The sequence below is a fragment of the Pantoea sp. MHSD4 genome, from assembly GCF_021043305.1.
GTDB lineage: Bacteria > Pseudomonadota > Gammaproteobacteria > Enterobacterales > Enterobacteriaceae > Pantoea > Pantoea eucalypti.
In genome coordinates this window covers 278,052-291,803 of sequence record NZ_JAJNDH010000002.1, presented here as the reverse complement: position 1 = coordinate 291,803, position 13,752 = coordinate 278,052, and the positions used below count along the sequence as shown (strand labels likewise).

Genomic DNA, 13,752 nt, shown 5'->3' with positions numbered 1-13,752 from the left:
TGAACAATATTTTTATCAGTAAATCACGATTCCTCTTGCATTGAATGCACTAAATAGCGCATTTTCTTATGTATCACGCAGCGACAGGCTGCCGGACAAACGTAAAAGATAACATCGCCGTAAGGTGAGCTCAGGAGTCAGTTATGTGTTCAATTTTTGGTGTGCTGGATCTGAAAACCGATCCTGTTGAGCTGCGCAAAAAAGCGCTGGAATGTTCACGCTTAATGCGTCATCGCGGCCCGGACTGGTCAGGCGTCTTCGCCGATGATCATGCTATTCTGGCGCATGAACGCCTCTCAATTGTTGACGTTAACAATGGCGCACAGCCGCTGTACAACGCCGATCACACCCACGTACTGGCGGTTAACGGCGAAATTTACAACCATCAGGCACTGCGCGCTGAACTCAGCGATCGCTACGAATTTCAGACCGGCTCTGACTGTGAAGTCATTCTGGCGCTCTATCAGGAGAAAGGTGTCGATTTCCTCGACGAGCTGGAAGGCATGTTCGCCTTTATCCTCTATGACACCGTTAAAAAAACCTGGCTGATTGGTCGCGACCACATTGGCATCATCCCGCTCTATATGGGTAACGATGAGCACGGCAACCTGTTTGTTGCTTCAGAAATGAAAGCGCTGGTGCCAGCCTGCCGTTCCATCAAAGAATTCCCGCCGGGAAGCTATCTCTCCAGCACCGATGGTGAAATCCGTCGTTACTGGCAGCGTGACTGGATGGAATACAAAAACGTTGAGCACAACACCACCGACGCCGCTGGCCTGAAGCATGCGCTGGAAGAGTCCGTGAAAAGCCACCTGATGTCAGATGTACCTTACGGTGTGCTGCTGTCAGGCGGTCTGGACTCCTCCATCATTTCAGCTGTGACCAAGCGTTTTGCAGCAAAGCGGGTTGAGGATCAGGACAAAAGTGATGCCTGGTGGCCGCAACTGCACTCCTTCGCAGTCGGACTGGAAGGTTCACCCGATTTAAAAGCGGCGAAAACCGTAGCGGAACATCTGGGCACCGTGCACCACGAAATTCATTTCACCGTTCAGGAAGGACTGGATGCGATTCGCGATGTGATTTATCACATTGAAACTTATGACGTCACCACTATTCGCGCCTCTACGCCGATGTATTTAATGTCGCGTAAAATCAAAGCGATGGGCATTAAGATGGTGCTGTCTGGCGAAGGCGCAGATGAAGTCTTCGGCGGCTATCTCTATTTCCATAAGGCGCCAAACGCCAAAGAGTTCCACGAAGAAAACGTGCGTAAACTGCAGGCGCTGCATATGTTCGACTGCGCCCGTGCTAACAAAGCGATGTCAGCCTGGGGCGTTGAGGCACGTGTACCCTTCCTGGATAAAAAATTCCTGGATGTGGCGATGCGGATTAACCCGGCCGACAAAATGTGTGGCAGCAACGGTAAAATGGAGAAGCACATTCTGCGTGAATGTTTCTCCTCTTACCTGCCAGAGAGCGTGGCGTGGCGTCAGAAAGAGCAGTTCTCGGATGGCGTGGGGTACAGCTGGATCGACTCACTGAAAGAAGTCGCGGCGAAGCAAATCAGCGATCAGCAGCTGGCAACCGCCCACTTCCGTTTCCCGTTCAACACGCCAGGTTCGAAAGAAGCGTATCTTTATCGTGAGATCTTCGAAGAGCTGTTCCCATTAGCGAGCGCGGCAGAATGTGTGCCTGGTGGTCCATCGGTCGCCTGCTCTTCTGCCAAAGCAATTGAGTGGGATGAAGCGTTTAAAAACATGGACGATCCATCCGGACGTGCCGTCGGTGTGCATCAGTCAGCTTACAAATAAGCAGGCAGAGAGCCGTCAGAATGGGCCCGCTGCGGCCCATTTTTTTTACGATTAGCGTTGTATTCACTGAAAAATTGCCGAATAAACCGCCAGGCTGGTTATAAGCCAGTCAAACAGCAATTATCTGGCAAAAAACGGTAAAAAACTTGTTGACGCTGTCTGGTCAACTCCGCATAATGCGCCCCGCAACGCCGATGAAGGTAACGCGAAAAAAAGATGGCTACGTAGCTCAGCTGGTTAGAGCACAGCACTCATAATGCTGGGGTCACAGGTTCGATTCCCGTCGTAGCCACCATCTTTTTTTGCGGGAGTGGCGAAATTGGTAGACGCACCAGATTTAGGTTCTGGCGCCGCAAGGTGTGCGAGTTCAAGTCTCGCCTCCCGCACCATTTCATTATTCGGCAGCGTGGATGGGATATCGCCAAGCGGTAAGGCACCGGTTTTTGATACCGGCATTCCCTGGTTCGAATCCAGGTATCCCAGCCAATTTCGATGATTCTTGTATGCTGAGAACGGACGAATGGGATATCGCCAAGCGGTAAGGCACCGGTTTTTGATACCGGCATTCCCTGGTTCGAATCCAGGTATCCCAGCCATCATTGAAAAATGCAGTACAATTAGGCTACGTAGCTCAGCTGGTTAGAGCACAGCACTCATAATGCTGGGGTCACAGGTTCGATTCCCGTCGTAGCCACCATATAATTGGGGTGTCGCCAAGCGGTAAGGCACTGGTTTCTGATACCAGCATTCCGGGGTTCGAATCCCTGCACCCCAGCCATACAAAGACAATTTGAAAAACACCATTATTGGGGTGTCGCCAAGCGGTAAGGCACTGGTTTCTGATACCAGCATTCCGGGGTTCGAATCCCTGCACCCCAGCCAAATTGCACAACCAGGCCCGCTTTTGCGGGCTTTGTTGTTTTTGTCCCTTCTGAAACGTTCCACGCTTCCTGATTGCCGGCCCGCCCTGCGGCGAGCCTCAATGCGCAATGGTCTATAAACCCAGTGCGTATCGTAATACCTGTCGCTTCAGGACACCGGAATGCTCGGCAGCAATCAGTCCGAGATTACGCGCGAAGCGCAGTGGTGCCAGCTGATTGCTGAAAGCAAAGTAAAAGAGATCCATTCCGCCCTGCATCAGCATATTGTCTTTACGACGCTGCCGGTGATAGCGCTGCAATATCCGCTCTGACGCCCAGTCTTCCGCCGCACCGCGTGCGCTGACCAGCACCTCAATCAACGCATCAATATCGCGATAGCCAAGATTCACGCCCTGCCCGGCCAGCGGGTTAATGGTATGCGCGGCATCGCCAACCAGCGCCAGTCCTGGCAGGACATAGCGTGAAGCATGGCGACGCACCAGCGGAAAACCCCCTGCCGCATGGGCTTTGAAACGTCCCAGCCGCGCCGGGAAGTGGCTGGCAATCTCTTTTTCCAGCCGGGCCATCGGCATCGTCTGCAGCTGACGCACTCTTGCAGGCGCGTCGTACCAGACCAGTGAGGCGCGATTGCCATACAGCGGCAGGAAGGCGCGCGGCCCCTGCGGCGTAAAGTGCTGCCAGGTGGCATCTCCTGCCGGATGTTCGCAGGTCACGCTGATCAGTAAACAGGACTGCGCATAGCTCCAGCCATGAATCCCGATTCCGGCCATCTGCCGCACCTGTGAGTTCGCACCATCTGCGCCAACCACCAGCCGGGTGTGTAAGGCCACGCCGTCGTTAAGATCAACGCGCCAGCCGCCATTTTCTGGCTGCAGATTTTCCAGCGTGGCCGGACAATAGCAGGTCACGCCCAGCGACTGCATCTCCTCCCACAACGCCCGCTGAAGCACGCTGTTCTCAACCATAAAACCCAGTTCAGGTAAGCCCAGCGAGGCAGCATCAAAACTTACCTGCGCCGCTTGCCACTCCCAGGTTTCCAGTCGCCGATAGGGCGCGCTGCGCATCGCGTCTACCCGCGGCCAGACGTTAAGTTGCTTCAGTAACGCTACCGAGGAGGATCCGATCGCTGAAATTCGCAAATCGGGATCGCTGTCGGCCTCAAATGGAGCGGGTTCGGCACGCTCAATGACCGCCACGCGAAAATGTTGCTGTGTCAGTCCACAGGCCAGCGCAGCACCGACCATGCCACCGCCGACAATCACGACATCAAACTGATTATCCTGCATTGCTTATATCCCTCTCTTATTCCCGCCAGCCTGCGCAACACGGGTCTGAATAGAGCAAAGTGTACCGGAAAACCCGAAGGCTGGCAGAAAAGCCCTCAGGCTGGTCACAACAGCATCAAAGCATTACAATACGCGCCCCTCACTTCACTGCACTGAATCAATGGCTAGCGCGATGACAAAAAAACTGCATATCAAAACCTGGGGATGTCAGATGAATGAGTATGATTCATCCAAGATGTCTGATCTGCTGAACACGACGCACGGCTACACGCTGACCGAGGTCCCTGAAGAGGCGGATATCCTGCTGCTTAACACCTGTTCTATTCGTGAAAAAGCGCAGGAGAAAGTGTTCCACCTGCTGGGACGCTGGAGAAAACTCAAAGAGCGCAATCCGGATGTCATTATCGGCGTTGGCGGCTGCGTCGCGTCGCAGGAAGGGGACCATATTCGCCAGCGTGCTCCCTGCGTCGATATCGTTTTTGGTCCGCAGACACTCCATCGTCTGCCGGAAATGATTAACACCGTGCGCGGCACCAAAAGTCCGGTGGTCGACATCAGTTTCCCGGAAATTGAGAAATTCGATCGCCTGCCGGATCCGCGCGCAGAAGGTCCCACAGCCTTTGTTTCTATCATGGAAGGCTGCAACAAATATTGTACTTTCTGCGTGGTTCCTTACACACGCGGCGAGGAAGTGAGCCGTCCCAGCGATGACATTTTGCTGGAAATCGCGCAGCTGGCGGCGCAGGGTGTGCGTGAAGTTAACCTGCTTGGCCAGAACGTCAACGCGTATCGTGGCGCCACCTTTGACGGTGAGATCTGTACCTTCGCCGAGCTGCTGCGCCTGGTCGCTGCTATCGACGGTATCGACCGTATTCGTTTCACCACCAGCCACCCGATTGAGTTTACTGACGACATTATCGAGGTCTACCGCGATACCCCGGAGCTGGTGAGTTTCCTGCATCTGCCCGTTCAGAGTGGATCGGACCGTATTCTGACGCTGATGAAGCGTGCGCACACCGCGCTGGAATATAAGGCGATTATCCGCAAGCTGCGCGCAGCGCGGCCCGATATTGAGATCAGTTCTGACTTCATCATCGGCTTCCCGGGTGAAACGCAGCAGGATTTCGAGCAGACCATGAAGCTTATCGCCGAGATCAATTTCGATGTCAGCTTCAGCTTTGTCTACTCTGCCCGTCCTGGCACGCCAGCCGCTGACCTGCCGGATGATGTCAGCGAAGAGGAGAAAAAGCAGCGTCTGTGGATCCTCCAGGACCGCATTAACCAGCAGGCACAGGCGATCAGTCGCCGCATGGTGGGCACCGTGCAGCGTATTCTGGTAGAAGGCATCTCCCGCAAGAACGTCATGGAAGTTTCCGGCCGCACCGAAAATAACCGTGTGGTTAATTTCGAAGGCTCGCCTGAGATGATTGGCCGTTTTGTGGATGTTGAAATTGTCGATGTCTACACCAACTCGCTGCGCGGCAAACTGGTGCGTACCGAAGAAGAGATGGGCCTGCGTATGGCGGAAAGCCCGGCCTCTGTGATTGCCCGTACCCGCAAAGAAAACGAAATCGGCGTGAGCCTGTTCCAGCCGTGATCCCTGCACTACCGGGCGGCAGCGCGCAGCGCGTTGTTGCCGCCAATTTCACGCCGCGACACTTGGTTTATGAAAGTGTCGCCCAAATATCTCTCCTTAAGCTTGCGCCCAGGCGTTACGGCATAAATAATTTCGTTATGGTGCACACGGTTAAGCCCAACGGTGCGTCAGACACATCCCATAACTGGCCCTGAGTGACCCAAAGGATTCGTTTGAATATCGAAACTCGTGAAATCGCCCTTGAACCGGCTGATAACCGTCGACTGATGAGCCTGTGCGGGCCTTTCGACGATAATGTGAAACAGCTTGAGCGTCGTCTGGGCATTGAGATCAATCGTCGCGACAATGTCTTTAAGCTGGTGGGACGTCCACTGTGCGTCAATGCCGCCGCAGATATTCTGAAAACCCTGTATGTCGACACCGCGCCGATGCGTGGTGAGATCCCGGATATTGAGCCTGACCAGATTCACCTGGCCATCAAAGAGAGCCGGGTACTGGAACAAACCGCCGAAAGCGTGCCGGAGTACGGTAAAGCGGTCAATATCAAGACTAAGCGTGGTGTGATTAAGCCGCGCACGCCGAACCAGGCGCAGTACATCGCTAACGTGCTCGACCACGACATCACCTTTGGCGTCGGCCCGGCGGGTACCGGTAAAACCTATCTGGCGGTGGCAGCCGCAGTGGATGCCCTGGAGCGTCAGGAGATTCGCCGCATCATGCTGACGCGCCCTGCCGTCGAAGCGGGTGAAAAACTCGGCTTCCTGCCTGGCGATCTGAGCCAGAAAGTCGACCCATATCTGCGTCCCCTCTACGATGCCCTATTTGAAATGCTCGGTTTTGAGCGGGTAGAAAAGCTGATGGAGCGCAACGTCATTGAGGTGGCTCCGCTGGCTTACATGCGTGGTCGTACCCTGAACGATGCGTTTATCATTCTTGATGAGAGCCAGAACACCACCATCGAGCAGATGAAGATGTTCCTGACGCGTATCGGCTTTAACTCCAAAGCGGTAATTACCGGCGACGTCACCCAGATTGACCTGCCACGTCACGTTAAGTCGGGCCTGCGGCATGCCATTGAAGTGCTGGCAGACGTTGAAGAGATTAGCTTTAACTTCTTCCACAGTGAAGATGTGGTGCGCCATCCGGTGGTTGCCCGCATTGTTACCGCCTATGAAGCCTGGGAAGCGGCCGATCAGACCCGTCGCGATCAGCAGGCTGAAGAGCGTAAACGTGAAGCACTGGCTGCACAGAGCACCTCGCAGGAGAGCAAATGAGTGAGGTCATTCTCGACCTGCAGGTCGCCTGTGAGAACACGGCGAACCTGCCGGATGAAAGCCTGTTTCATCGCTGGCTTTCCGCGGCTGTTACCCCTTTTCAGCCCGAAAGCGAAGTCACCGTCCGTCTGGTCGATGAAGCGGAGAGTCATGAGTTAAATCTGACTTATCGCGGCAAAGACAAGCCGACAAATGTGCTCTCCTTCCCGTTTGAAGCACCACCGGGTATTGAGTTACCTCTGCTGGGCGATCTGATCATCTGCCGCCAGGTGGTTGAGCAGGAAGCCGCAGAACAGGGCAAAAGCGTTGAAGCCCACTGGGCGCATATGGTGGTACACGGCACGTTGCATCTGCTGGGTTACGACCATATTGAAGACGACGAAGCGGACGAGATGGAAGGACTGGAGACCGAGATAATGCTTGCTCTTGGGTATCCTGATCCGTACATTTCGGAGAAAGAAGACGCCTGAATCCCGAATTCTGGCTATCCGGCTGTCAGCACGGTGTGCTGACAGCACCTATTCCTCACCAGAGAGATCTATAAAAACCGCCATGAGCGACGACCATTCTCAAAACAGCGATGCACCCAGTAGTAAAAAGGGATTTTTCTCCCTGTTGATCAACCAACTTTTTCACGGTGAACCGAAAAGCCGTGATGAGCTACTGGAGCTGATCCGCGACTCGAATAACAAAGAGCTGATTGACCAGGACACCCGCGACATGCTCGAAGGGGTTCTGGATATTGCGGAGCAGCGCGTGCGTGACATCATGATCCCGCGCTCGCAAATGATCACCCTGAAACGTAATCAGAGCCTCGAAGAGTGTCTGGATGTCATTATCGAATCCGCCCATTCCCGCTTCCCGGTGATCAGCGAAGACAAAGATCATGTGGAAGGGATTCTGATGGCGAAAGATCTGCTGCCGTTTATGAGCAGCGAATCTGAGCCTTTCAGCATTGAGAAAGTCCTGCGTCCTGCGGTGGTTGTGCCTGAAAGTAAGCGCGTTGACCGGATGCTGAAAGAGTTCCGCTCCCAGCGCTACCACATGGCGATCGTTATCGATGAGTTTGGTGGTGTCTCTGGTCTGGTGACCATTGAAGATATTCTGGAGCTGATTGTCGGTGAGATCGAAGATGAGTATGACGATGAAGAAGATCGTGATATCCGTCAGCTCAACCGTCACACCTTTACGGTGCGCGCTCTGACCGCCATTGAAGATTTCAATGAGGTGTTTGGCACGCAGTTCAGTGACGATGAAGTCGATACCATTGGTGGTCTGGTGATGCAGGGCTTCGGCCATCTGCCCGCGCGCGGTGAAAGCATTGAGATTGAGGGTTACCAGTTCAAGGTAGCAATGGCTGACAGCCGCCGCATTATCCAGGTTCACGTGACCATTCCGGAAAACTCGCCACAACCTCAACTGGAAGACGAATAAGTCTATGGCTTTAGCCTCACTCTACCCGCGCCAGCGGGTTCGCCTGCTGCTGGCTTTAATGACGGGTGCGCTGGGCACCCTCGCCTTCTCTCCTTACGATTTCTGGCCCGCCGCACTGCTGTCGCTGTGCGGCTTACAGCTCCTGACCCTCAACCGCTCAAGTCCGCAGGCTGCGGCAATCGGTTTTGTCTGGGGAGTTGGCTTATTCGGCAGCGGCATCAACTGGGTTTACGTCAGTGTCGCCACCTTTGGTGGCATGCCTGGCCCGGTGAATGTCTTTATCGTGGCATTGCTGGCGGCGTATCTGGCGATCTACCCGGCGCTGTTTGCCGGTGTACTGAATCGCATCTGGCCGCGCACAACGCTGTGGCGACTGGCGCTGGCCGCACCGGCTTTGTGGCAGATCACGGAATTCCTGCGCGGCTGGGTGCTGACCGGCTTTCCATGGCTGCAGTTTGGCTACAGCCAGATTGACGGCCCGTTAAAAGGTCTGGCCCCGCTGGCGGGGGTCGAGACCCTGACCTTCCTGCTGATGGTGGTGGCTGGCCTGCTGGCATATGCCCTGCAGCAGCGCAACGTCAGAAGTCTGGTCGCAGCATTGCTGCTGCTGGCCCTGCCGTGGCCGTTGCGCTATATCCAGTGGGTTCAGCCGATGCCCGAGCGTGCCGTCGAAGTGGCGCTGGTGCAGGGAAACATCCCGCAGTCGATGAAGTGGGATCCGCAGCAACTGCTCAACACCCTGCGCATTTATCACGGTCTGAGCCAGCCGCTAATGGGCAAAGCGCCGATTATTATCTGGCCTGAATCGGCGATTACCGATCTGGAAAGTAATCAGCAGCCGTTCCTGCATTCACTGGATGATGAACTGCGTGAACGCGGCAGTTCGCTGGTCACGGGTATCGTAGACTCCCGACTGGAGCAGAACCGCTATCACGATTACAACACCGTGATCGTGCTGGGTGGCAAGACGCCGTACAACTACTTCAGCGGCAATCGTTACCAGAAAAATCACCTGGTGCCATTTGGCGAATTTGTGCCGCTGGCCGATCTGCTGCGTCCGCTGGCTCCGTTCTTTGATCTGCCGATGTCGGCGTTCAGCCGTGGCAACTATCTCCAGCCGCAACTCCGCGTGGCGGGCTATAACCTGACCAGCGCCATTTGTTATGAGATCGTGCTGGGTGAACAGGTACGAGCCAACTTCCATCCCGACACCAGCTTCCTGCTGACCGTTTCGAACGATGCCTGGTTTGGCCACTCTATCGGCCCGTGGCAGCACTTCCAGATGGCGAGGATGCGGGCGCTGGAACTGGGTCGTCCACTGTTGCGCAGTACCAACAATGGCGTAACTGCAGTGGTCAATGCCAGTGGTGATGTTGAAGCCATGCTGCCGCAATTTACGCGCGATGTCCTGACCAGCAAAGTTACGCCTACGCAGGGAGAAACCCCGTACGCGCGGGCTGGCATCTGGCCTGTCTGGTCACTGACGCTGCTGGCGGCGTTGATTGCCCTGCTGCGCCGACGCCGATAACAGCGCAGAGGCGTCATGGCGAAGCGAATGCTTCGCCTGAGGTTGTTGAAAACGCGTGGTGCTCAGGGAGTAAACGCCTTGCCTTACGCAGAGTCGCAAACACCGCCAACCCTGGCTTGCTCAGCGCGGGCCATCCATGGCCCGCGCTGCGCTGCTAAAGGTGTTAGCTCCCCTCGCTTTACGTTTGTCTGCCGTCGGTGCGAGGTGCCAGTTTCGCCTTTTCTCCTTGTTATTCTCTGATTCTCCCACTTCCTGACCGCATACTCTGCTGCCTTTCTCACCCTGCACCGCTTTCTGGCACGATGATTGCAAAATGTTTCACTGTTTTTCGCTAACAGCCTGATTGCAGACGCTGCCGCGAGGCGGATTGCACCAAAACTGTCGCACCTCCTGCACCGTAAACGCGCAGTGTGAGAAATTTGCCTTTTTTTGGTGCGGATCACCTCGCAAAAAAGAAACTTTTTTGTTTCATTGCGTTAACAATCAGCTATGTTAGTGACTCTTCTGCGCCCATTTAATCCGCAGAATGAGCAGAAACGCAGCACAAAACAGACACAACATCATAATCAGCGCAGGTTATATCCTGTGCCTTTTTCATACGAAGGAGTTGGAACATGCAACTACGCAAAGTGGCATTATCTCTTCTGCTGATCGGTGCAGCGGCGGGAGCGGCCCAGGCGGAAGATCTCAGCGGCACCCTGAAGAAAATCAATGACAATGGCGTCATTGTGGTCGGGCATCGCGAATCATCAGTTCCCTTTTCTTATTATGACAACCAGCAAAAAGTCGTCGGCTATTCACAGGATTACTCAAACGCCATTGTGGAAGCCATCAAAGCGAAGCTGAATAAGCCTGACCTGCAGGTCAAAATGATTCCGATCACCTCACAAAACCGTATTCCACTGCTGCAAAACGGCACCTACGATTATGAGTGTGGCTCCACCACCAATAACCTTGAGCGCCAGAAACAGGCGGCTTTCTCTGACACCATTTTTGTTATTGGCACCCGTCTGCTGGTTAAGAAAGATGGCCCGATCAAAGATTTCGCCGACCTGAAAGGCAAAACCGTGGTGGTAACCTCAGGGACCACGTCTGAAGTGCTGCTGCACAAACTCAACGACGAACAAAAACTGGATATGCGCATCATCAGCGCAAAAGATCATGGCGACTCGTTCCGTACACTGGAAACCGGCCGTGCCGTGGCCTTTATGATGGATGATGCCCTACTGGCTGGCGAACGCGCTAAAGCCAAAAAGCCGGACAACTGGGAAATTTTAGGCACGCCACAGTCTAAAGAGGCCTATGGCTGCATGCTGCGTAAAGATGATCCGCAGTTCAAAGCGCTGGTAGATGAAACCATCGCCAAAGCCCAGACGTCGGGTCAGGCAGAAAAATGGTTCGATACCTGGTTCAAAAAGCCTATTCCGCCTAAGAACCTGAACATGAACTTTGAGCTGTCTGATGACATGAAAGCGCTGTTCAAAACGCCAAACGACAAAGCACTCAATTAACAAAAAAATACCCAATGGATTTCAGGTCACATTGAGTCGGCAGGAGAGCATGCATCCCGGGGAACCTACTCAGGTAGATGATTCGGATGCGTGGACATACATAGCCAACAAAATGCAGCCTGAAAGACGGCGGGTATAACAAGGGCGGCCTGGCTGCCCTCTCGATTGCTGAAACCGCGGCATGGACAGACAGACTGACACGGGTCGTTCCCCTGCGTCAGGACATAAAACGCCGTTCATCAATCTTCAGGGTAGCTTAGCTACCCTTTTTTTCCGGAGCTCGTTATGGGTATCGATTGGAACTGGGGCATATTTCTCGAACAGGCCCCGTTCGGTAACACGACCTACCTCGGCTGGCTGTGGTCCGGTTTTCAGGTGACGATAGCCGTCTCCTGCTGCGCCTGGATTATCGCTTTCTGCGTGGGTTCATTTTTTGGCATTCTGCGCACCGTGCCGAATCGCCTGCTGTCGACCATTGGCACCTGCTATGTCGAACTGTTTCGTAACATCCCGCTGATTGTCCAGTTCTTCTTCTGGTATCTGGTGGCGCCCGAGCTGGTGGGCGAGAATCTCGGCATGTGGTTTAAGTCTGAGCTGGACCCCAACATTCAGTTCTTCCTCTCTTCCATGATCTGTCTCGGCCTGTTTACCGCCGCCCGCGTTTGCGAGCAGGTGCGCGCGGCGATTCAGTCACTGCCGAGTGGACAGAAGAATGCTGGCCTGGCGATGGGATTAACACTGCCGCAGACTTACCGCTATGTATTGCTGCCGAATGCGTATCGCGTGATTGTTCCGCCGATGACCTCGGAAATGCTGAACCTGGTCAAGAACTCCGCTATCGCCTCCACCATTGGTCTGGTGGATATGGCAGCACAGGCGGGCAAGTTGCTCGACTATTCTGCTCACGCCTATGAATCCTTTACCGCCATTACGCTGGCCTACGTCGCGATTAACCTGGTGATTATGTTGTTGATGAGTCTGGTCGAGCGCAAAGTCCGGCTGCCAGGCAATGCGGGAGGCAAGTAATGTACGACTTTGACTGGAGTTCGATTGCGCCCAGCCTGCCCTATCTGCTTAACGGCTTAGTGATTACCTTTAAGATCACGATTACCGCCGTGGTCTTCGGCATTCTTTGGGGCACCCTGCTGGCGGTAATGCGTCTGTCGACCTTTAAGCCCATCAGCTGGTTCGCCAAAATATATGTCAATCTGTTCCGCTCAGTACCGCTGGTGATGGTGCTGCTGTGGTTCTATCTGGTGGTGCCGAGTTTCCTGCAACAGGTGCTGGGTCTGTCGCCTAAAACCGATATCCGCCTGATTTCAGCCATGGTCGCCTTTTCACTGTTCGAAGCGGCGTACTACTCAGAGATCATTCGTGCCGGCATCATCAGTATCTCACGCGGCCAGGGTAATGCCGCGCTGGCACTGGGTATGACGCAGTGGCAGGCCATGAAACTGATTATTCTGCCGCAGGCATTCCGGGCCATGGTTCCGCTGTTACTGACGCAGGGTATCGTGCTGTTCCAGGATACCTCTCTGGTTTATGTGTTAAGCCTGGCGGACTTCTTCCGTACCGCGTCGACTATCGGTGAGCGCGACGGCACCCAGGTTGAAATGGTTCTGTTTGCAGGTCTGGTCTACTTCGTTATCAGCCTGAGCGCATCGCTGTTGGTCAGCTATCTAAAAAGAAAAAGGACGGTTTAAATGATTAGCCTGAAAAATGTTTCTAAGTGGTATGGTCACTTTCAGGTGCTGACCGACTGCTCAACCGAAGTCAAAACCGGTGAAGTGGTGGTAGTGTGCGGCCCGTCCGGCTCCGGTAAATCGACGCTCATCAAAACCGTGAACGGACTTGAGCCTGTTCAGCAGGGTGTGATTTCCGTCAACGGCACCGAAGTGAACAACAAAAAAACCAATCTGGCGCAGCTTCGCAGTCAGGTCGGAATGGTGTTCCAGCACTTCGAGCTGTTCCCGCATTTGAGCATTATTAACAATCTGGTGCTGGCGCAGGTAAAAGTGCTGAAGCGAGACAAAGCGGCGGCCCGCGATAAAGGGCTGAAGCTGCTGAAGCGTGTGGGACTGTCAGCGCATGCTGAGAAGTTCCCCGGGCAACTCTCGGGTGGTCAGCAGCAGCGTGTAGCCATTGCGCGTGCGCTCTGCATGGATCCTATTGCGATGCTGTTTGATGAACCGACCTCCGCGCTGGATCCGGAAATGATCAATGAAGTGCTGGATGTGATGGTTGAACTGGCGCAGGAAGGGATGACGATGATGGTGGTGACACACGAGATGGGCTTTGCCCGTAAAGTCGCCAATCGCGTGATCTTTATGGATGAAGGGAAAATTATCGAAGACACCAACAAAGATGACTTCTTTAATAATCCGCAGTCTGACCGCGCTAAAGATTTCCTCGCTAAAATTCTGCACTAAA

Annotated in this window: 11 protein-coding genes and 7 tRNA genes; 17 read left to right on the top strand and 1 reads right to left on the bottom strand. The window is 54.2% G+C overall.

Annotated features, from left to right (window positions below):
• Positions 1-143 precede the first annotated feature (143 nt).
• From asnB to LQK91_RS08170, 8 genes are all read left to right on the top strand, one after another.
• Positions 144-1,811, top strand: a complete 1,668-nt coding sequence (gene asnB, locus LQK91_RS08205) for an asparagine synthase B (RefSeq protein WP_003852788.1) — start codon at positions 144-146, stop codon at positions 1,809-1,811.
• Positions 1,812-2,029: 218 nt separating this feature from the next.
• Positions 2,030-2,106, top strand: a tRNA-Met gene (locus LQK91_RS08200).
• A gap of 9 nt (positions 2,107-2,115) precedes the next feature.
• Positions 2,116-2,200 (top strand) — tRNA-Leu (locus tag LQK91_RS08195).
• A 22-nt stretch (positions 2,201-2,222) separates the two neighbouring features.
• A tRNA-Gln gene (locus tag LQK91_RS08190) sits at positions 2,223-2,297 on the top strand.
• A 35-nt stretch (positions 2,298-2,332) separates the two neighbouring features.
• A tRNA-Gln gene (locus tag LQK91_RS08185) sits at positions 2,333-2,407 on the top strand.
• Between the two features lie 24 nt (positions 2,408-2,431).
• Positions 2,432-2,508, top strand: a tRNA-Met gene (locus LQK91_RS08180).
• 6 nt (positions 2,509-2,514) lie between these two features.
• Positions 2,515-2,589 (top strand) — tRNA-Gln (locus LQK91_RS08175).
• Between the two features lie 29 nt (positions 2,590-2,618).
• Positions 2,619-2,693 (top strand) — tRNA-Gln (locus tag LQK91_RS08170).
• A 112-nt stretch (positions 2,694-2,805) separates the two neighbouring features.
• Here LQK91_RS08170 and ubiF read toward each other — a convergent pair.
• A complete protein-coding gene (gene ubiF / locus LQK91_RS08165; protein ID WP_105099414.1) occupies positions 2,806-3,978 on the bottom strand; it encodes a 3-demethoxyubiquinol 3-hydroxylase in 1,173 nt (390 codons plus the stop codon).
• A 172-nt stretch (positions 3,979-4,150) separates the two neighbouring features.
• Between ubiF and miaB the strand changes: the two genes are divergently transcribed.
• The 9 genes from miaB (at position 4,151) to LQK91_RS08120 (ending at position 13,751) form a co-directional block, all read left to right on the top strand.
• Positions 4,151-5,575, top strand: a complete 1,425-nt coding sequence (gene miaB, locus LQK91_RS08160) for a tRNA (N6-isopentenyl adenosine(37)-C2)-methylthiotransferase MiaB (RefSeq protein ID WP_003853992.1) — start codon at positions 4,151-4,153, stop codon at positions 5,573-5,575.
• Between the two features lie 212 nt (positions 5,576-5,787).
• On the top strand, positions 5,788-6,849 hold the full coding sequence (locus LQK91_RS08155) for a PhoH family protein (protein WP_003853995.1): 1,062 nt from the start codon (positions 5,788-5,790) through the stop codon (positions 6,847-6,849).
• Positions 6,846-7,319 carry an rRNA maturation RNase YbeY gene (gene ybeY / locus LQK91_RS08150; RefSeq protein WP_003853997.1) on the top strand — a complete coding sequence of 158 codons (474 nt, stop codon included), beginning with the start codon at positions 6,846-6,848 and terminating at the stop codon, positions 7,317-7,319. The genes LQK91_RS08155 and ybeY overlap by 4 nt, the downstream gene beginning before the upstream one ends.
• Positions 7,320-7,401: 82 nt before the next feature.
• Positions 7,402-8,283 (top strand): CNNM family magnesium/cobalt transport protein CorC, encoded by an 882-nt coding sequence (gene corC, locus LQK91_RS08145; protein WP_008925004.1) that lies wholly within the window; start codon positions 7,402-7,404, stop codon positions 8,281-8,283.
• 4 nt (positions 8,284-8,287) lie between these two features.
• On the top strand, positions 8,288-9,811 hold the full coding sequence (lnt, locus tag LQK91_RS08140; RefSeq protein WP_105099415.1) for an apolipoprotein N-acyltransferase: 1,524 nt from the start codon (positions 8,288-8,290) through the stop codon (positions 9,809-9,811).
• A 614-nt stretch (positions 9,812-10,425) separates the two neighbouring features.
• Entirely contained in the window at positions 10,426-11,322 is an 897-nt protein-coding gene (locus LQK91_RS08135; RefSeq protein WP_003854004.1) for an amino acid ABC transporter substrate-binding protein, read from the top strand.
• Positions 11,323-11,607: 285 nt separating this feature from the next.
• A complete protein-coding gene (locus LQK91_RS08130; RefSeq protein WP_003854005.1) occupies positions 11,608-12,348 on the top strand; it encodes an amino acid ABC transporter permease in 741 nt (246 codons plus the stop codon).
• Complete coding sequence (gltK, locus tag LQK91_RS08125; RefSeq protein WP_003854008.1) at positions 12,348-13,025, top strand: glutamate/aspartate ABC transporter permease GltK; 678 nt, start codon at positions 12,348-12,350, stop codon at positions 13,023-13,025. The genes LQK91_RS08130 and gltK overlap by 1 nt, the downstream gene beginning before the upstream one ends.
• Positions 13,026-13,751: an amino acid ABC transporter ATP-binding protein gene (locus tag LQK91_RS08120; RefSeq protein ID WP_003854011.1), complete on the top strand. Its 726-nt coding sequence runs from the start codon at positions 13,026-13,028 to the stop codon at positions 13,749-13,751.
• Position 13,752 lies beyond the last annotated feature (1 nt).

Excerpts from the sequence above, each read along its gene's own strand:
- asnB (WP_003852788.1), top strand. The coding sequence starts at position 144 with ATGTGTTCAATTTTTGGTGTGCTGGATCTGAAAACCGATCCTGTTGAG.
- ubiF (WP_105099414.1), bottom strand. The coding sequence starts at position 3,978 with ATGCAGGATAATCAGTTTGATGTCGTGATTGTCGGCGGTGGCATGGTC.
- miaB (WP_003853992.1), top strand. The coding sequence starts at position 4,151 with ATGACAAAAAAACTGCATATCAAAACCTGGGGATGTCAGATGAATGAG.
- ybeY (WP_003853997.1), top strand. The coding sequence starts at position 6,846 with ATGAGTGAGGTCATTCTCGACCTGCAGGTCGCCTGTGAGAACACGGCG.
- corC (WP_008925004.1), top strand. The coding sequence starts at position 7,402 with ATGAGCGACGACCATTCTCAAAACAGCGATGCACCCAGTAGTAAAAAG.
- lnt (WP_105099415.1), top strand. The coding sequence starts at position 8,288 with ATGGCTTTAGCCTCACTCTACCCGCGCCAGCGGGTTCGCCTGCTGCTG.
- LQK91_RS08135 (WP_003854004.1), top strand. The coding sequence starts at position 10,426 with ATGCAACTACGCAAAGTGGCATTATCTCTTCTGCTGATCGGTGCAGCG.
- LQK91_RS08130 (WP_003854005.1), top strand. The coding sequence starts at position 11,608 with ATGGGTATCGATTGGAACTGGGGCATATTTCTCGAACAGGCCCCGTTC.
- gltK (WP_003854008.1), top strand. The coding sequence starts at position 12,348 with ATGTACGACTTTGACTGGAGTTCGATTGCGCCCAGCCTGCCCTATCTG.
- LQK91_RS08120 (WP_003854011.1), top strand. The coding sequence starts at position 13,026 with ATGATTAGCCTGAAAAATGTTTCTAAGTGGTATGGTCACTTTCAGGTG.